Origin of the sequence: Rhodovastum atsumiense (assembly GCF_937425535.1) — a bacterium.
GTDB classification, from domain to species: Bacteria; Pseudomonadota; Alphaproteobacteria; order Acetobacterales; family Acetobacteraceae; genus Rhodovastum; species Rhodovastum atsumiense.
Genome location: NZ_OW485605.1, coordinates 1 through 17,299, shown reverse-complemented (window position 1 = coordinate 17,299; position 17,299 = coordinate 1). Strand labels below are relative to the sequence as shown.

The 17,299-nt window shown below is 65.8% G+C and carries 20 protein-coding genes; 12 read left to right on the top strand and 8 right to left on the bottom strand.

Annotated features, from left to right (window positions below; translation table 11 throughout):
• Positions 1–14: 14 nt before the first annotated feature.
• The 3 genes from NBY65_RS31705 to NBY65_RS31695 all read right to left on the bottom strand — a co-directional run bounded on the left by NBY65_RS31705 (position 15) and on the right by NBY65_RS31695 (position 3,481).
• Positions 15–1,349 (bottom strand): protein NO VEIN domain-containing protein, encoded by a 1,335-nt coding sequence (locus NBY65_RS31705; protein ID WP_150041052.1) that lies wholly within the window; start codon positions 1,347–1,349, stop codon positions 15–17.
• 97 nt (positions 1,350–1,446) lie between these two features.
• Positions 1,447–2,919: a DNA cytosine methyltransferase gene (locus tag NBY65_RS31700; RefSeq protein ID WP_150041053.1), complete on the bottom strand. Its 1,473-nt coding sequence runs from the start codon at positions 2,917–2,919 to the stop codon at positions 1,447–1,449.
• Positions 2,920–2,995: 76 nt separating this feature from the next.
• On the bottom strand, positions 2,996–3,481 hold the full coding sequence (locus tag NBY65_RS31695; RefSeq protein ID WP_150041054.1) for a very short patch repair endonuclease: 486 nt from the start codon (positions 3,479–3,481) through the stop codon (positions 2,996–2,998).
• Positions 3,482–3,490: 9 nt separating this feature from the next.
• On the opposite strand from NBY65_RS31695, the gene NBY65_RS31690 reads away from it, so the two are divergent.
• Positions 3,491–3,787, top strand: a complete 297-nt coding sequence (locus tag NBY65_RS31690; RefSeq protein ID WP_150041055.1) for a hypothetical protein — start codon at positions 3,491–3,493, stop codon at positions 3,785–3,787.
• Positions 3,788–3,800: 13 nt separating this feature from the next.
• Here the strand turns inward: NBY65_RS31690 and NBY65_RS31685 are convergent, their stop codons facing one another.
• From NBY65_RS31685 to NBY65_RS31675, 3 genes are all read right to left on the bottom strand, one after another.
• Positions 3,801–5,249: an ATP-dependent nuclease gene (locus tag NBY65_RS31685; protein WP_203330494.1), complete on the bottom strand. Its 1,449-nt coding sequence runs from the start codon at positions 5,247–5,249 to the stop codon at positions 3,801–3,803.
• Positions 5,250–5,340: 91 nt separating this feature from the next.
• Complete coding sequence (locus NBY65_RS31680; RefSeq protein WP_150041056.1) at positions 5,341–6,093, bottom strand: hypothetical protein; 753 nt, start codon at positions 6,091–6,093, stop codon at positions 5,341–5,343.
• A 63-nt stretch (positions 6,094–6,156) separates the two neighbouring features.
• Positions 6,157–7,419: a hypothetical protein gene (locus tag NBY65_RS31675; protein WP_150041057.1), complete on the bottom strand. Its 1,263-nt coding sequence runs from the start codon at positions 7,417–7,419 to the stop codon at positions 6,157–6,159.
• Between the two features lie 239 nt (positions 7,420–7,658).
• On the opposite strand from NBY65_RS31675, the gene NBY65_RS31670 reads away from it, so the two are divergent.
• From NBY65_RS31670 to NBY65_RS31625, 10 genes are all read left to right on the top strand, one after another.
• Positions 7,659–8,012, top strand: coding sequence for a hypothetical protein (locus NBY65_RS31670; protein WP_150041058.1), 354 nt, complete (start codon positions 7,659–7,661; stop codon positions 8,010–8,012).
• Between the two features lie 509 nt (positions 8,013–8,521).
• Positions 8,522–8,875 (top strand): hypothetical protein, encoded by a 354-nt coding sequence (locus NBY65_RS31665; RefSeq protein WP_150041059.1) that lies wholly within the window; start codon positions 8,522–8,524, stop codon positions 8,873–8,875.
• Positions 8,868–9,431 carry a hypothetical protein gene (locus NBY65_RS31660; RefSeq protein WP_150041060.1) on the top strand — a complete coding sequence of 188 codons (564 nt, stop codon included), beginning with the start codon at positions 8,868–8,870 and terminating at the stop codon, positions 9,429–9,431. Before NBY65_RS31665 ends, NBY65_RS31660 begins: the two co-directional genes overlap by 8 nt.
• Complete coding sequence (locus NBY65_RS31655) at positions 9,424–9,696, top strand: hypothetical protein (RefSeq protein ID WP_150041061.1); 273 nt, start codon at positions 9,424–9,426, stop codon at positions 9,694–9,696. The genes NBY65_RS31660 and NBY65_RS31655 overlap by 8 nt, the downstream gene beginning before the upstream one ends.
• Complete coding sequence (locus tag NBY65_RS31650; RefSeq protein ID WP_150041062.1) at positions 9,689–10,072, top strand: hypothetical protein; 384 nt, start codon at positions 9,689–9,691, stop codon at positions 10,070–10,072. Before NBY65_RS31655 ends, NBY65_RS31650 begins: the two co-directional genes overlap by 8 nt.
• Positions 10,073–10,270: 198 nt before the next feature.
• Positions 10,271–11,653, top strand: a complete 1,383-nt coding sequence (locus NBY65_RS31645) for a DNA-methyltransferase (RefSeq protein WP_203330495.1) — start codon at positions 10,271–10,273, stop codon at positions 11,651–11,653.
• 56 nt (positions 11,654–11,709) lie between these two features.
• On the top strand, positions 11,710–12,819 hold the full coding sequence (locus tag NBY65_RS31640; protein WP_150041063.1) for a hypothetical protein: 1,110 nt from the start codon (positions 11,710–11,712) through the stop codon (positions 12,817–12,819).
• Positions 12,820–12,843: 24 nt separating this feature from the next.
• Positions 12,844–13,485 carry a hypothetical protein gene (locus NBY65_RS31635; protein ID WP_150041064.1) on the top strand — a complete coding sequence of 214 codons (642 nt, stop codon included), beginning with the start codon at positions 12,844–12,846 and terminating at the stop codon, positions 13,483–13,485.
• Positions 13,486–13,517: 32 nt separating this feature from the next.
• The gene (locus NBY65_RS31630; RefSeq protein WP_150041066.1) at positions 13,518–14,282 is read left to right on the top strand and encodes a hypothetical protein; all 765 of its coding nucleotides are present in this window, start codon (positions 13,518–13,520) and stop codon (positions 14,280–14,282) included.
• 183 nt (positions 14,283–14,465) lie between these two features.
• Complete coding sequence (locus NBY65_RS31625; protein WP_150041068.1) at positions 14,466–15,452, top strand: site-specific integrase; 987 nt, start codon at positions 14,466–14,468, stop codon at positions 15,450–15,452.
• 247 nt (positions 15,453–15,699) lie between these two features.
• Here NBY65_RS31625 and NBY65_RS31620 read toward each other — a convergent pair whose 3' ends face one another.
• Complete coding sequence (locus NBY65_RS31620) at positions 15,700–15,999, bottom strand: hypothetical protein (protein WP_150041070.1); 300 nt, start codon at positions 15,997–15,999, stop codon at positions 15,700–15,702.
• A 1-nt stretch (position 16,000) separates the two neighbouring features.
• Positions 16,001–16,693 (bottom strand): hypothetical protein, encoded by a 693-nt coding sequence (locus NBY65_RS31615; RefSeq protein ID WP_150041072.1) that lies wholly within the window; start codon positions 16,691–16,693, stop codon positions 16,001–16,003.
• A 176-nt stretch (positions 16,694–16,869) separates the two neighbouring features.
• On the opposite strand from NBY65_RS31615, the gene NBY65_RS31610 reads away from it, so the two are divergent.
• The gene (locus NBY65_RS31610) at positions 16,870–17,268 is read left to right on the top strand and encodes a hypothetical protein (RefSeq protein ID WP_150041074.1); all 399 of its coding nucleotides are present in this window, start codon (positions 16,870–16,872) and stop codon (positions 17,266–17,268) included.
• Positions 17,269–17,299 lie beyond the last annotated feature (31 nt).

Sequence of the window (17,299 nt, the reverse complement as noted above, 5' to 3'; positions counted from 1 at the left end):
GGGGCGCACACGCATCATGGGGCCGTGTCAGGTGTGTCGTCGTCCTCCTCGGGCCCGTCGTCACCCTCCTCCTCGTCTTCTTCCTCGCCTTCCTCATCTTCGGCTGGCTCAGAAGCCGAAGCCAGCTCGGCAATGTCGAGACGGATTGGATCCGACCAGACGATGTCGCTGTCCGCAGGGCGGATGCCGATTGTCGTCGCCCGGGTGGCCTTTGGATAGGCAGGGCAGTACGCAGCAGAGATGGCTTTGGCCAGCGGCCGGATGTCTCCCGAAATGCGCAGCCAAGCGCCGATCTCGCTGACCTCGGACACCCGATAAATGAAATACGGCACCGTGCTGGTGGCCGCATGCTCCACTTCGCTCATGGACATGAACATCTCAAGCGTCCATGCGCCCGATGTCGACTTCACGTCCAGGACGGCTTCGAGTGCGACGGTGGCGTCAAATATCTCGAAATCGTAAGGGTGATTCGCGCTGTCGGGCCACATTCGGCGATGCCGACGTGGGGCGCCAGCGGGCGTCTGCTCTTGTAAATACCAGTCAACCATTTCCTCGCCCACACGCCCGGTGGCGGCCGCGCGCTCGAGCGATGCAGCGAGTTCCTCGGCGGTCATGTGCCGCCCGCCGCGGCGCGCTCTGACCTTTTCGGCAGCGCCGGGGTCGCCGAAGGCAGCCTGCTCCATCTCGTAGGCGACCACGGTATCCGTCGCCATCGAACGGAGCGGATGATCTTCCCCAAGCCCGAGCGTGTCCGCCAGCGCCTGCATCTCGACCGGGTCGAGGCGGACCATGGACTTCACCCTCTTCTTGACCATGGGAAGCAGCTTGGCGCGGAGGGCGGAATCAGCGGGGTTATTGCCCAGCAGGAGCACAGAGGCGGCCGTTGGAAACTCAATGCCACTGAACGCCATGATGGCGAGATCACCATCCTTGAGGGCGGGGTAGAAGCGCCCTGGCTCGTTCTCTGGCTCGTCGATGAACTGCCCATCCAGTCGCCAGTTCTTCCGCTGCAGCACTATCCGCCTGGCGACCTTGAAGCCATTCTTGCCGCCAGGACCGTAAATGGTAACCAGAGTCGGTATGTGCCCGGCTTCGCGGGCTTTTACCTTCTCGGCCTTGACAATCTCCTGTCCGGCTTCCCCAAGTGCCTTGGCAGCTTGCTGGGCAGCTACGGCCGTCCGGTATGCGGCTTCCCGGGGCACCATCGCCGGATAAGCCGCCTTGATGAGCTTGGCGCCGAGCGTGATGCCCTTCTGGCGACCTCGCAGCTTCTCACCCTTGTAGATGGCGCGAAACCACCCAAGGTCTGACTTGAGGGTAAGAAGTTTGAGGAACAGAACGTCGGCCATCGGCGAATCCTTGCTGAAGGACCCGCCGGTTGGATCACGCCCGGCCTCGCATTGGAAGGCCACTGGACGGGCCTTCCGCTCGAACGGGACTCAGCTGTCAGCTGCCCGCCAACCTCTTCGCTGCCGATTCCAAAGAGGAGCGCATGATCTTGGCAATGGCAGCCGCCATCAGCGGCGGAACCGCGTTGCCGATCTGCCGGAATGCCGGGTTCATGGTACCGCAGAACCGGAAGGCGTCCGGGAAGCCCTGCAAGCGGGCCGCCTCGCGCACGGAGATCGTCCTGGCTTGCCCGCCGTCCCAATGGATATGGCTGTAGGTGTCCTTGCCGAGATGGGCCATCAACGTTCTGACTGGGTAGTCTGGCCGCAATTTCCACCAACGGTTGGGGAACTTACTGACGTCGTAAGGGGGGACGATCCCTTTGTAGTGTTCCTGGTATGCCTTGGTGCCCTCCCGGATGCCTAGGCGCACCGCTTCACGTCGGGCGATTCTGACGGCGGTCGCGTGTGCCTCCGGATACTCGGCACCCTGCCGCATCTCTTTGAAAACCAAGTGGTCGCGTGGAAGATAGCGGATGGCGTGGTCGATCACGCCGCCGTCCGTCTCGAAGCCCTTCCAGTTCCGCATCTTTGACGCATAATCGCTGGGCTCGACGTCTTCCCGGTAGGGGACCCAGGTGGCCCGGCTGAACCGGCGTGCGCCGCGCTTCACAGACGTGCCAAGGATTGGCGGCAGGTCGCCGATCGCCTCTTCGGCGGTCACAGGAAACGGCAGGCTTTCGTCACCCAGGTCGGCCTGGACGTATCCGGCGCCGCCGAGAATGTCGACATAGCGCAGCGCTACTGCCCGGGTACCAGCATAGCCAGGCGGCAATTCCATGTGGTGGGTAGCCTTGGGAAACCGTGGCTTGACCTTGAGTTCCTTGCGGTAGGCGACAAGGAAAACGCGGTCGCGCATCTGTGGGCAGCCATGAAATGCGCTGTTGATTAGCGAGTAACGGGCATCATATCCAAGCACATCAAGTGCTTCGACCATCTCTTCGATGATATTGTGCCCACCAAAATTCAGAATGTCGGGCACATTTTCCATCAGTATGGCAAGTGGGCGCAGGGCTTTCACATACGCCAAATAGCGCAGAAACAGGTTGCCGCGCGGGTCCACCTTGAATGCCTGTGGGTGTTCGGCGACCTCTCTAAGCTTGGCGCGCCCGACCCGCGCGTAAGCCTGGCATGGCGGCCCGCCGACCAGGACGTCTATCGCGCTGTCCACCGAGCCCAGCCCGAGCTCCTCGACCAGTTCCTCAGGCTCGACCTTCGTCATGTCGCGGGGCTTCGCGTGCAGCTTCAGCTGCTCAGGATCGCCCCCGTGGAAGTTGGTGGCATGGGTGCAGGCCGCGAGCTCGTCCAGCTCAAGGGCGCCGTCGATCTGGAAGCCTGCCCTCTGGAAGCCCAGGGAAATCCCGCCAGCTCCGGAGAACATGTCCAACACCCGCGGCTTTTCCCCACGGGCCAGCCGCGCCAGCTTCGCTTGCGCGGCGGTATCGATCTCCGGTTTCGTCAAGGCATCCATTCGTAGGCTCCTGGGCCGCCGAGTCGCGGCGTGGCGGATGGTACCAGGTCCTGTAAGGCTTGCCAGGAGCCTACTTTCAGGGCTCCGATTCCCTGCGTGCAATCCCTGGTGGACCAAGAAAATCTGCCAGTTTTTGGGCCAGCGCCCCCCGGTCTGAACGCACTTGGCACTCCCAGACAACAAAAACCCGCCAGCCAGCCGACTCCAGGGCTGCCTGATTGGCCAAGTCACGCTCGACGTTCCTGGCAAGCTTGGCCGCCCACCAGTCGGCCCTGGTCTTCGGCAGCACGGAGTTTTTGCAGCCCGGGTTGGGACAGCGGTGGAAAAAACACCCCCTTACATCCACCACTGCATGGCGCCCCGGCAGCACAATGTCGGGCCGCCCTGGAAGGTCCTGGCGCTGCAGCCGGAAGCGGTAACCCATCGCATGCAGCATCTGGCGGACCGCCATCTCGGGCTTGGTGTCCCTGCCCCGGACGGCCGCCATGTTGCGGCGGCGCGCCTCGGGGACATCCGAGAAGTCCGGACGGGGCAGCTGGCGAGGGGCGGCCGGCGGTGGCATGGTGCGGCCATGGGTAGCACAGGCATCGTCCGCGAGCACCGCTGGGCCGTCATCACCGCCGACGGCCGCCACGCTTGGCTCGGCCGTCATTCGGACCCGACAGACGCCGAGCTGGCCGAAGTCGCACGCCAGCTTGAGGCGGCCGGAGACGTTGCTTGGCTTGCGGTGACCGAGGGCGGCTACTACCAGCCTGCCGACGCCATGCAGGTGCTCTTGGTGCGGCCGTTGGCCGGGGCCGGCGGCGACTGGGAGGCAGCCAAGGCGGCGTTCCTGGGGCGGCGCGCCGAAACGCTCAAGGCAGGCTGATCCGAAAAGTAAATCAGATAGCCATCGAGAGCTTCTTCATAAGGTCGGCGCCCCAATCCGGCCCGTTAGCGTCAAGGAACCACTTTATGACGCACGCCCTCACATGTGCTGGGTCTTCCTGTGCTTCATAGGCTACCGTTTTGACATAGTCATGGTGGTCCATTTCGGGATATTGCGTCATTAGTTTCGTGAATTCGACTTGAAATTCTGCTGCAATGCGCTCTCTGACATCAGGGCAGGAAAAGACTTCCTTCTCAGGTGGCATCGTGCCTGGGAGTGCAAAGATGTTTGTGGCTTCATCAGGGGCCGTATCTGCATCTCGTACGGCTAGTGTCTTCATGCCCGCTTTCTCATAAAAAGATTTAGCTGTCAGCACGGCTTTCGTATCGCCCGCCTCGACAAGGTCGACAGCCTTGAGCATCAGCGGGTCATGCCGGCGCATCATCTCCCGTAGCATTGCGGATGCAAAATTGTCCTCTACGCAGACGGCGACCTTGCCGATGCGCCCATTCGAGAGCGTTGCCCGCACCCGCGAGCCGGAGATCCTGTCGAACACGCGGACACCCGCATCCCCCCTGAAGACAAACTTTCGCGCTTCCGGTGGCAGCGCCTCGGTTAACGCCGACGAGTGCGTGGTGAGGATAATCTGATGCTTCCGACGGGCGCACACATCCAACAGATAGCTTGCAAGCCTGTACTGTGCGCTCTCGTGCAGTGATGTTTCTGGCTCCTCAATGACGAACAGGCTTTGGAGCGGCGACGTTTCAAGCAGCCGGACCATATAGACTACTCGGCCCTCACCGAAGCCCATGTTGTTCTCAGAATAACTGGTGCCGAACCGCTCAGTGATGCCGAGTTCGCCCTGCTTGTCGTTGTGCTCGATGCCTTGAAAATAAACATCATTATACGCGCTATCAAGAATTTGGCTGATATATTTTGCGCCATCTGCAAAATCTCGTTTGTCCGTCAACTCAATCTTAGAAGACCTGTATATGCTCATATCCCGCATCTCTACCTTGGGGATGTAGAGCGTCAGACCCACATAGTAGCAATCTCGTTCAGGTTGCCTCTTGTAGCCGGACCATTTCGTTTTCACGCGGGTCACGGTCACACTCTGCGAGTCCTTGGCTTTTTCCGTTTGGTATTCGTATTTCACGGCAGCGTCAGCTGTGAATGGGGCCGGGTCTACTGGTGAAACTGGAAAGAAATCAGGCACATAATAACGCTTATCGCTGGACGTGACGGGTCTTCGGTATGCACATAACGACAATTGAGCAAGTGTACTCTTGCCTGATCCGTTTGTTCCAGTGATTGCTGTCACAGGATACTCGAACTCGATATCTGCTTTAATGCCACGGAAGCCATCGACTTCCATTTTTGTTAGAAGTGGGCCGAAGTTTGCATAGCGGCTTGCTAATTTGAATTTGGCGGAAAGCACGATTTTTGAGTCAGTCATTTGCATCAACTGTAGTTATATTGTTTCGATTTTTTGAAGATATAGAAAGCAAGACGAGCATAGGTAACACTGACAGCAGGCAGCAGCAGCTTGGCGACTACGGAAACCGCTGCGCTTCAGGGAACGGCTGATCGGACTCCCAGAAGCCTGGCTCCTGTCTGGTCAGTGCCATCCACCCGTCGCCTGCCACGCGGTAGGTGATGAATGTCATGACAAATCCTGGGCCTGACACCGCAGGGAAACAGCGCACCTGCTGAATCTCCTCTCCGAGGCGGTCGCGCGTCGGCACGATCCGCCAGGAAGCCTTGCCCGTTCGCGTCAGCGCGAGCGTCTGCGCAGAGCCCTGCAGCTTCGCCGTATCCGGTTCGAGGCCCCGGATGGTCGGCCGCAGAACCGTGGTGCGCCAGCCGTTGTAGCTCCCCACCCCGGAGTGCCCGTCCACGGTGAGCAGCATCACGGGCACCTTGACGCCCCTGATGGCTGCCATCTCCATCTGGGCCAGCGGATGCTCCAGGGCCCTCTGGTCGCTCACCCTCCCTTCGGGGGTCAAGAACCTGAGGAGGGCTGGCAGCGGGGGATTCCTCGAGAACTCCTCGGCCCGCCCCGGATCCTGGTCGGTCAGGATGAACATCGGGTCAGAGGACGTTCCCCACATGGTCGCGCGCAGGGACCGATCGATGCGCACGTCCTCAAAGAGAACGATCGACGAAAGAGGCGCGCCCGGCTTGTCGACGTTGAAATGCTGGGCGACGGCATAGCCAGCGGGAATCACCATGTCGGCGGCGCGTGCCTGAGTGGCCAGCGACGCCGCGCACAGGCCGCTCAATGCGAAAGTCTGCCGCCTCGTCATTCGTCTCGGCACGTCCTCGCCTCAAATCTGTTTCGAATCCATATAGAATACAACATCTCTGGCTCAGGGCTCAAAGACGACTTCATGGCTGCCCTCAAGAAGGCACAGCCCCCGTTTTATCGCATTCCAGGTGACGCGAAGGTCGCGCAGGTCGGCGGCAGTGAACTCGTGCCCCGGGTGGTGTGATGCTGCCCGGAGGCGGCGGGCTTTCTCCATAAGGTCGGTCAGAACCGGAATGTCCTCGAAGGCGATGGCGAAGATTGCGTCGAAGTGCTCCGGGTGAGCCATGATGGCCAGGTAATCGGGATAGTCGGCATGGTCGAGGGCATGCCCTCCCCTGTTCTGCCATTTCCCGAAGAGCCTGCGGCCTGCCGGACCGCACAGCGGCAGCCGCTCCTCGACCCAGTTCTCCCCGTATTCCGCCTCCATTACCTCGTCTATGGCTTGCCGGAGGTAGGATTCGTGCTGGTGGACGAGCGGCATCGCCTTTCTGACATGCTGCGATGGCTGATGCTGAGCCAGCCGTCGCCTCTGACGTGCTGCCCGTTCCCGGTGGCTCACGGGACGGAACTGCGGCCATCTCGGAAGCACGAGGCCCGCCGCATTCAAGACCCCCTGGTAGTCCCGCAGGCCCGAAGGGCCGGCGAAGCCCTCGACGGAGAGTGAGTCCATCGCGCCACATAGGTTGGCGCCGATCCGGTCGTGGTGCCCGAGTGCCTGCGCCATGGCAGCCGCACCGCTGAACGCCGAGAGATAGCCGGTATCGTTCCACCGGCTGGCATCGGCAGAACGGGACAGGCCAGCGATCGTCAGATGGTCGGCCAAAGCCGGAGCGCCAAGCCGATGCTGTTCGAGGAAATCCGGCAGGTGGATACGTGCTGCCATCTCGGCCGCCTGCATGGCAGCCTCATGGATTCTGGCCTCCTTGAACGTTGCCAGCATCGATGCCGCTTGAGCGTGCACCGGTGCCGAGGCGCCAATGAGTTCATTGATGCGGTCTGCTGCGCCCCCGAACGTCGCCAGTAGCCGCGTCTGGACTTCTGCCTGGCGCAGGATCTCTGGGGGGATGCCGCCAGCCCCGACCAAGGAGGCAGCATGGTCCTTGAGGGTAGCCGACAGAGGGTGCCCGGCGGCCTCAATGAGCCGCTGGCGGTCTTGTTGGGCACGCATGAACTCCGAGAGGGCGCCGTGCGCCAGCTCGAACCTCTGGTGCATCGCATGGGCAATAGGCAGGCCCATGCGCTCACGCGCCAGACGGATTGCCTCGGCGGAGCCAAGCAGCCCCTCGGAGGACAATTTGGCGAACAGGTCGCGGTATCGTTCCATGCGAGCAGAACTCTGACTCACCGTCTCATTGGTGGAGGTTGGGCATCCGGCAAACCGGTGCATGTCAACAATATAGCGGCCCTGCGTAGGCCGGGAAATGGCGGCGGCTCTACTCTAGCCGCCACATAGAGGGGCGTCCGGGCGGCTTCGGCATTTTCGTGCGCAAACGAAAATGGCGGCCGAGCCCTTGCGGATGCCGATCATGACCGCCGACATCATCCTCAAGGGCATCGCAAGCTTTGGGGGAGGACACGACGAGCGCCGACACCCGCCAGATCATCTCGGCCGCCACATCCGCCCTGGACGCCGCCGCGGCGGCCACCCCGGGCACACAGGCGGCCTGGCTCGCGGCCGATGCCTCGACGTCCGTCTTCGCGGTCCTCAGGCCAGTTGCCGACGGCACGGCGCCGATGTCCGGCGATGAGGCGGCTGGCCTGCGGGATTCCATCGGCATCCTCCGGCTCGCGGCCGAATGCGCTGAAGGGACCGTCGGCGCCCACGGAGACGACGCCGACTGGGGGCGGGCCGCCGGCTGCTGCCTGGACGTCATCTACGTGTGCGGCCGCGCGCTGCAGGCACTGCCGGCCGCCTGACGGTCACCAGCCGCCGTGTTGACATGAAGCCGCCCGGACACCAGCTGGGCGGCTTTCGCATCCTTGGGCCCGCCGCCAGAGGGAAAAGTTGTCATGATGAACCCGGCGGCGCCGAACTGAGATTGTTGGGGACGGTTGCGAACTTCGGAGGAGAGCTTCGGGCGGCTTTCGCGTGCGCGGGCTCACCGCCGACCCGCAGAAACACCGAGGGCCGGGGGAACACCCCAGCCCTCGGTGCGGCCCCCAATGGTGGACCTGCAGGCGTTGCCTGCTTGGCAGCATAGCGCCTGCGGGGGAGGGGAGACAACGTCTTCTCCGAAAGTCTGCAGATTATGTCAAAGAAATCCCCAAGCCGCCAAGCTTGCTTTCCGCCTCCCCGACTGCCCATCTCTGATCGAGGCCGGAAAAAATCGGCCGCCATCCGTGCCGCGCGCAAGAGCGCCGAGCAAGGCACGGGCTCCCCGGGGAGGAGCGAGATGTCCTTTGCACAATCCGCTTACAACACAAATTTGGCGCTCCTGTTGATCAACGCGACCGCCGCGCGCGACCTGGCCGACTGCGGCCTGGACGACATGCTGCCGGGCGCGGCTGCCGATGCGCTCGAGTATGCGCGCGAACTGCGCACGGCGGCCGCCGAACTCCCGGCGGCCCACCACCGCCGTGCCGCCCTGCGCGTCGCCGGCGACACCTTGTGGGATGCCTGGCGCGCCACGGAACGCCTCGAGGGACACCCGGACGCCCGCCTCAGGCAGGTCCGCGACGACCTCGAGGCGGCCGCCCGGACCATTCTCGGCGGCCTGGTTGGCGACGAGGCGGCGGGCGTCGGTGCGGCGGCCGGGGGCGGGGAGGCGCGCAATGTCTGACCGCCAGCGGATCACCACCGAGGACCGCGAGCGGCTCGTCGCCGCCCTCCGGGAATACGGTTCCTACCACGTTGCGGCGGGCCTCCTTGGGCGCACGCGCGGCTCCGTCCAGACGCTGGCGAGCCGCATGGGCGCCGTGGCGGGTGACCGCGCGCGCCGTGATAGCTGGACGCCGGACGAGGATGCCCAGGCAATCGCGATGGCGGCCGGGCGGCGGCACACGCTGCCCGACATCGCCACGGCGCTCGACCGGAGCCCGGACGCCGTGGCCGCGCGCCTCATCGTCCTCGTCGGGACCCGGGCGGTCGCGGACCTGCCGCTGCCGCCCATGCCGGACGTTGCCGCCCGAAAGAGTCCGCCGTCGGAAAGGGAGAGGGACGACCGCAAGAAGCCGAGGACGCCCACGACCGGACGCAAGGAGCGCAAGTGCCTGCTGTGCGGGAACCTCTTCATGTCGGACAGCATCGGCAACCGGGTTTGCCTGGAGTGTAAGCGCAGCGACGATTGGATCTCGCCGCCCGTCGACGTCTACCTGCGGCCAACGTGCCATGTCTGAACGGCGGCGGTTCACGCTGGAGCGGTCCTGCGAGGGGAAGGTCCGCTTCCCCTCGAAGACGCGGGCGGCCGAGGCGCACAAGCGGCTGCGGCACGAGCGGGCGTTCGATGCGCATCAGGTGTATCATTGCTCGTTCTGTGGCGGCTGGCACATGGGCCACCGTTTCATCGTCGACGCCCCCGTGCGCCGGGCGACATCGGAGAGCTGGAACTGGCGGCGCGCGCTGATCGCCGCCCATGAAGAGATGGAGGCCATCCATGCCTGACGACAGCCTGCCGAGGGGCTCGGCGATAGCCAGGCGCCGCGCCGACGTCCTGCGGATGACCGAGGAGGGCATGGCGCCGGCGGATATCGCGACGACCCTCGGCATCCGATACGAAGCGGTCATCCGCGACCGCGCCACGCTCGGGCTGCGCGCTTCAAAGGCGGCTGCGCCCGTCACGCCGGCCACGAAGATCGAAGCTACCCCGGCGACGGCATGGGACTTCGTGCACTGGCGTGGCCTGAGCATCCAGGCCGCCGCCAGGAGGATGGGCGTCTCGCTTCCCGAGGTCTTCGAGCTTCTCGCGGCATACCGCCCGGTCGCTGAGGCCCACCGAAGGGCTGCGGCGCGCGCCATCGCCAAGGCGTCGGCGACCTGAACGCAGCCGCCGCGGAACAGGGCCGGGCACCCGCGAGGATGCCCGGCCTTCATTTTGCCCCGGGATGCTCTTGCATCGGCAGGGTCCGTTGCCGAACATCATGGTGGCGCACCTGTTCGGTGCCCGCGCGTTTGTTTTGAGGGCATCCCGGCCATCGCCGGCGCCCTCCGGTTGCCAACCTCCGTTGCGGAGGTTCCCTTGGAAATCCTTGACAACACCGCGCCAGCGGAGACGGCGCAGCTGACCTTCGCGCCTGTCGAAATCGGCAATGGCGCTTACTACAGGGGGGACTGCCTGCAGATCATGCGGCAGCTCCTCGACTTGGGCTTCGAGAACTCCATCGACGCCGTGGTGACCGATCCGCCGTACCACTTGACCGCTGGCAAGAGGGGCGGAACGGGATTGGCCAGTGTCAACACCCGTAGTCCGGCGGGCCGATCAATGATTGGCACAGGCTTTATGGGGAAGGCATGGGATGGAGGCGATGTCGCTTTCCGTGCCGAGACCTGGGACCTTGTACGGCGTCTGCTCAAGCCGGGTGGTCATCTGCTCGGCTTCGGCGGCACGCGCACCGTCCATCGGCTCGCCGTCGCCATCGAGGACGCCGGGTTCGAGATCCGGGACCGCATCCGCTACGAGTACTCGCCAGAGACGAAGTTCGGGCCGCTGTGGGCCAGCCTGACAGACGACCAGCGCGGTGCCCTGCTCGAACTCCTGAACGATCAGGATGGCCTGGGATCCGAGGTGGCGTGGAAGCATGCGACAGGCTTCCCAAAGTCCGTTGACGTGAGCAAGGCCGTCGAAAAGATGAGCCTGAGGCATTCCGGGGTGAAACACGGGGCGCCCGCCACCGCCGAGGCCGCCCGTTGGTCCGGGTGGGGCTCAGCGTTGAAGCCCTGCTACGAGCCAATCATCGCAGCCCGGAAGCCCCTTGACGGTACCGTGGCCGAGACGGTGCTCCAGTGGGGAACGGGCGGCATCAACATCGATGGCTGCCGGGTAGGCACGGGCACCGGGAAGACCCGCACGGTGTCTTACCCCGACATCCGGGGCGGCAACTACGGCCAGGGCACCGAGGCGTACAAGGAACGCGCCACCATCGAGCGGACCGTCACCGACAACGGGCGCTGGCCTGGAAACGTCATTCATGACGGCTCGGAGGAAGTCGAGGCGGCCTATGCGGCGTTCGGCGAGCGGCCGGGGCAGCAAGGGCGGTCCAGCGCCAATGCGGCGTCTCCGCGCACGGGCGGAGTCTACGGCAAGATGGGGAGGTCCGACGCGTCCATGGCGCCCCGCGGCGACACGGGGACGGCCTCGCGCTTCTACTTCTGTGCCAAAGCTTGCGCGCGCGACCGCATGGGGAAGCACCCCACGCAGAAACCGCTCACTCTCATGCGCCATCTGTGCCGCCTCGTCACCCCTCCCGGCGGGGTCGTCATGGATCCGTTCGCGGGCAGCGGCACGACGCTGGAAGCCGCGCTGCTCGAGGGCTTCTGCGCGCTCGGTTGCGAGCTCACCCCGGACTACTGGGGTGACATCGAAGCCCGGCTCCGGCGGGCCCAATCTGGCATCGCCGCCTGACCAACAACCGGGCGGCCTCGTGCCGCCCGGGTTCCGCTCGGCAAGGGAGGGAAGCCTTGAACAGAACCGACAGCCACGCGGTTGCCCACGACGGCGCATGGCACGCGGAAGCCTACCAGTTTGCGGCCGGCGGCATGAGGCGGAGGGAAATCGCCACCCGGTTCGGCGTCAGTCCCGCGGCGGTCAGCCTCGGCATCAAGGTTTACATCACGAAAAGCGGGCTTGCCTCACCATTCCGGCCCACGGGAGGGAGCAGCGCGCCCCGTCCGTCGAGGCGGACCTTTGACCGGAAGGCGGCCTACGAGATGCTCATGGGCGGCATGGGGCAGAAGCGGGCGGCGAAGGCGCTCGGCGTGCGGCATTCAACGCTCAGGGCGGCTACGGTCCGCTGGTGCGCCGAGCAGGGGCTCCCGATGCCACCTGCCGTGCGCCCTTTCCCGCGCCGGACGCGTGCGCCAGTTGACCCGGAGGCGGCCTACAGGCTGCTGACGGGCGGCACAAGCCAGAGGGCGGCCGCGCAGCAGCTCGGGGTTGACCGAACGTCGCTGCGGCAGGCCGTGAGGCGCTGGTGCGCCGCGCATGGGCGGCCGCTGCCCGCGCCGATGCGGCCGGCGGCAGCGCGCACGGCCGTTCCGGCGACCGCCAAGCCACCTGCAAGGCGCAAGGACGCCGCCACGTCCACCAAGGCGACGAAGGCGGAAGGGCGCGCAGCCGCCAGGCGCCGGGCCGTCCTGCCTCTCCCGACGCCGCCCGCGATGCCAGCCGCCCAGGCGACGGCCCGGCCGCCGGCGGGGCGAAAGGCCGCCCCGGTCGCCGTCACGCCGCCAAAGGCGGAACTGGCCGCCCCCGCGGCATCGCCGCGCACGTCCACCAAGGCAGCCAGGGGAGAGCGCGCGGTCACCAGGGGCGACTCTCGACGCCGCCCGCGAAAGTCGCCCTGTGACCGCGCGCCGCTCGGCGGACCGCAAGGCCGCCGCGCCAGCCGTCACGCCGCGGTGCGTCTCGGCGTCGAGCAGCCAGCCGTCCTCGAGCTGCTCGCCGCGTACCGTCCCGTCGCCGCCGGGATGGAGAGGCGGCAGCGACCTGATCAGCTTCTCTTTCGAGGTCAAACCATTCAGCTTGCAAACCAGATACCCGCCATCTATCGTGGCGCCATTCCTGCTTGATAGCTGTGAATGGAGCCACGATAGATGCACCCCAGATTGCTCCTGGAGCGGAGCGGGCTTTCGGTCCGCCAGGCCGCCTTGTTCGCCGAAATTCCTCGAAAGCCGCTCTCGAACGCGCTCGCGATGGATGATCCGCCCCGGTGGGCCGAATATGTGGTCCAGGGCCTGCTCGCAGAGTTGGTGCGCAACCCCGGCCTGCTCGCTTCCTGCCGCGCCAGCGGCGACATGCCAGAGGTGCTGAAGGGTGATTTGTGGGCGGCCGTGACGGCGCGGCAGAGCTTGCCCGTGCTGGCGGAGGCGGAAGCACCCATGACCTACCTGGATTTGGACGGAATCCTGGCCAGGCGCCACCCGGAGCGCGGGCCGTCAGGCACCCTGGCCAAGTACGGCCACCCGCTCGGCCGCGTTGGGCGTGCAGTCATGGAAATCGGCGAACGTTGGGGCGTCTGCCTGCCGCCAATCTGTTCCCTGGTCATCAACGGGACCACGGGCGTGCCGGGCGAGGGGCTCGATGACTTCCTGCGCTCCTACTTGATCGGGACCGACCGTGCCGACGAAGCGAAGCGACTGCGCCAGGATCGCCACCGGATCGTGCAGCTGATCCAGCAGGAAGTGCTCGATTACACGCGCTGGGAGGATGTCGTGGCCGAGTGCCTCGGACAGTAGGCGTACGACGCGGCCGGGCCGGGAGGCCACCCATGCCACCACTATCTGCGCGCGAGGTCGTCGCCCGGATTGCTCCACCGCCGGGCGGTGATAGCCCGACCGTCAAGGAAATCCGATACCAACTCCGCCTGCGGAAATGGAGCTGGTTCGACCCAACACTGACTGCGGAACCAGGCATCCTCCAATTGCCGGATTGGCAGTTCTGCGCCACCCGACGGGTGGACGACGACCCCACCCCGCGCTTCGAGTGGGACGGCAAGACCGAACACGCGTGCGCATGCGACTTCGTTTCCGTAAGAAATGCCCTACAAGAATGCGACGCCCTACTCATCGAATCCCCGCACCGCTCAGAGTACGCGGATCGCGGGAGGGGCGAGGCCCTCGGACCACTACGCGACACGGAGGTAAACCGAGTCGTTCTCAACCGCCTTCCCGGGCTGCTGGAGAAGGTCGCCCGGCATGTTCCGGACGGCGTAGCGGGTGGATTCAGGATCGCCGTCGTCAACGCGGTGCAATACCAAACGAGCTTGGCTGCGTGCACGGCCAAGCCAAGGTGCGCCATCAACAAGGCGGTGCGCGACCGGACGTGGCATGCTCTCTTTGACCTACCAGAGATCCGCGACGACCTGGACCGCCGCCTGCGGAAGATGGCACCACGACTGATCCTCGTTGCGTCTACCTCTCGCACCCAGGACCGCTTGGTTGCGTTCCTGCGGGAACGGAGTTTCCGGTTTCTCGCGCTGGATCGACACCCGTCCGGGTGGTGGCGGGCCGAGCCAAAGATCGTGCCCCTCTGAGGCTCCGAGGCATCTCCGTCCTTCCGGTCGGCGCCGCCGCATGGGCGCAGGCCGCCATTGTCAACACTGTCAACATTGGAGCCGGCGGCCATCATCCTGGTCGCCGGCTGCCGTTCCTGGACGTCTGCGTGTTGACGGCGAACCTTTGAATCACGGGCGCCCACGCTCCCGACGGAGGTCCGCATGAACACCTCGACGCCCTCTGCCGCAACGCTCGCCACATACGCTGAGCGCGCGACCGCACTCGTCGCTCGCTGGAGACGTGAGGCGGGCCTTCCGGCCGACGCCGCCCCAGATCCGGTGAAGGTCGCCGAATGGCTCGTCGGCCTTCGGCCAACCATGTCCAAGGCCACGTGGCGCATCTACCGGCAGTCGGTCAGGTACGGGTTGCTGGCGCAGATGGATGATCCAGCGGTGCTGACGGCCGAGACGCTCCTCCGCGAGCCGTACGACCCGCGGATGCCGCGTCCGCCGCGGCAGGATTCCAGCCTGCGTGAGCGATCCATCCCGCCCCAGGACGCCGAGAAGCTTACCGTGTTCCTGATGCACTTCTCCCGGCATTCGCATGCCCATGCGACGGCCGACTGGCTCGCGGCTGGCATCGCGACCGGGCTGCGCCCCTGCGAATGGCCTTCCGCCTTCTTGGAAGGGAAAACCTTGCACGTTCTGAATGCCAAGCGGCGGGAAGGCGTCGGCAATGGCGACTGGCGGACCCTCGATCTCTCCCCGCTACCGGAGGAAGCGATGGGCGCCGTGCACCGCATGCTCGGCAACGCCAAGCGGTGGTCGGATTCCGGCACGTACGAGGACCACCATCTCGCCTGCGCGGGAGCCCTGCGTGAGGCATGCCGCCGGATCTGGCAAGGCCGACGGCACTACACGCTGGTGTCCGCGCGCCACCAGACAGCGACCGCAGCTCGGGCGGGCGGCGCTACGCGGACGGAAATCGCAGCGCTCCTGGGCCATGCCGCAACCCGGACGACCTCCCGCTATGGGCGCCGCATCAGGTTCTCGGGCGGCTGTGCCGTGCCGCGGCCCGCTGTCCACGAGGTGGCGAGCGTGCGCGACAACGCGCGCCTGAGGCACCCCGGGATGTCCAGGGCATGCGTTGCAGCCGAAAGCGCTGATGCTGTCAGTGAGTTTCCCGAGGGTGCCCATAGGATGATTTGAGGCGTGCAACACCTCTTCGCCGCCTGGTAACGCCAGTTCGACGCCGTGCAACACTTCTTCGAAGTCCGTGCAACACCTTTCCGCAGCCGTGCAACACAAAGGGTGTCGTTCGGGCGCACGGCGACAGCCCGGCACATGCACGGCAAAATACCGTGCAGCACACGGTAAGCCACTGTAATTGCACGGCGTCGGTTTTCGCGCCCCGGACCGCCGCCAGCACCGGGCGGCATGGACGTCGAAGCCGTCTTCAGGAGCCGCCGGCGGTCGCGCGGGCGAGGTTGGCGCGCAGGCGCTCGAGGGACGCCATGTGTTGCTGGCGCTCCCTCACGGCGCGCTCGAGGAGCGCGGGAAGGGCGTCGCCGATCCACGCGGGCACCGGCCTTTCCCCAGCCAGCCAGCGCCGCACGAGGCGGTCGTCGATCTGTGGGCGGGGGCCCGCCGGGTGAAGCGGACCGAGGTCGCGCGCGATGGCGCGCTGCCACTCGGCGCCGTGCAGCGCCTCGCCGACGATGGCGAGGCGCGCCAGCAGGGATGGCTCCCCTGTCACGTCAGTAGTCCGACGCGCCGAACGCGCTCTGCATCGCGTCCTCGGACGACGGAAGGTAGCCGATCTCGGCGACGATTTCGCGGTCCGTCATCCCCCAGCGAGCGCCGATCCCGCTGTTGCGCCGCCGGCCGCCGCCGCCGGACGGCCCACCATTCAGAGCCTGCACGACGAGGACCTTGAGCTGCGGCACGAGCTCGCGGATGGCCGGGGAAGCGGATTCCGGGAACCGCCACTTGCGAGCGGCGGCGTCCCACTTCGCCCCGGCGCTCCGCAGCAGCTCTGGCGCCCCCTTTGCGTAGCACGGCATGCTCAGCGTCGTCGCGGAGACCTCAATCTTGACGCCCGCGGCGTCCGCCGCCGCGACCTTGGCGGCGAACCGCTTCTCCGCGGCAGCCTTTGCGCGGCTGGCCTTCTCGTCGGCCGCCGCGCGGCGAGCGTCAGCCTCAGCCCGTGCCGCCGCCAGGCGCGCGGGGCCGTTGATGATGTCGTCCTCCTTCTGCGCGATGTGCGCGCGCACGGCCGGCTCGACCTCTGGCGGGAAGACGTAGTGCGTGACGAGGTTGGCCGCATCACGGCGCGAGCCGACGCGCATGACCTTCGTCAAGTCAATGACAGCTAGAAACGCGGGGTCCGCGAACGTGACTTGCAGGCGGTCCCGCTCCGCGCTCTGCGAGATACTGTAACCGAAGTCCATTGATGCCTCCCAGTGGGCTTGGTTGCCCTGTCCCTAATGATGAGGGACACGACGGAAGAAAGGCAAGCATTCCGACGCAGGAAAGTTGTTGACGACACGTGGCGTGCGCCGACGTCCTTGAGCCCTAGGCTCACCTTGGCCCATGCTTTGCGTAGTTGCAGCCGGGAGGCCGAGAAATGTTGACAACGGTGGAAGCGAGTAAGGTCGCCTGGCGAGTCCATGGCCCCATCGCGCGCCTCTGCGGCCGTGCCCTGCACCGCCTGGGTGGCGTGCGCGACGGGCAGCATGCCGAGATCGTCGCGGCCGCCATAGCGCGCGCCGCACTGGCCGCCGTGAAAGACGGCTGCGCGCCGGAATGCGCTGCGGCCGGCGCACTCGTGCGGTGCCTCCCGAGCGCCGACGGCAAGCATGCGGAGATGGCCGCCTGCGCCGCTGCGGCGGCCGCGCACCTGATCCACGGGCATCCTTGGGCCACTGCGGCGTCGTTTGGGGAGGCGGCGTGCGGATGGTTCTCCGAGGCGGCTGCAGAATCTCGGATGCCCGAAGCCGACAAGGGCTTGCCGTCCGCCGCGTAGGGCTTGCCGTGGCACGGCAAGAATCCGGGAA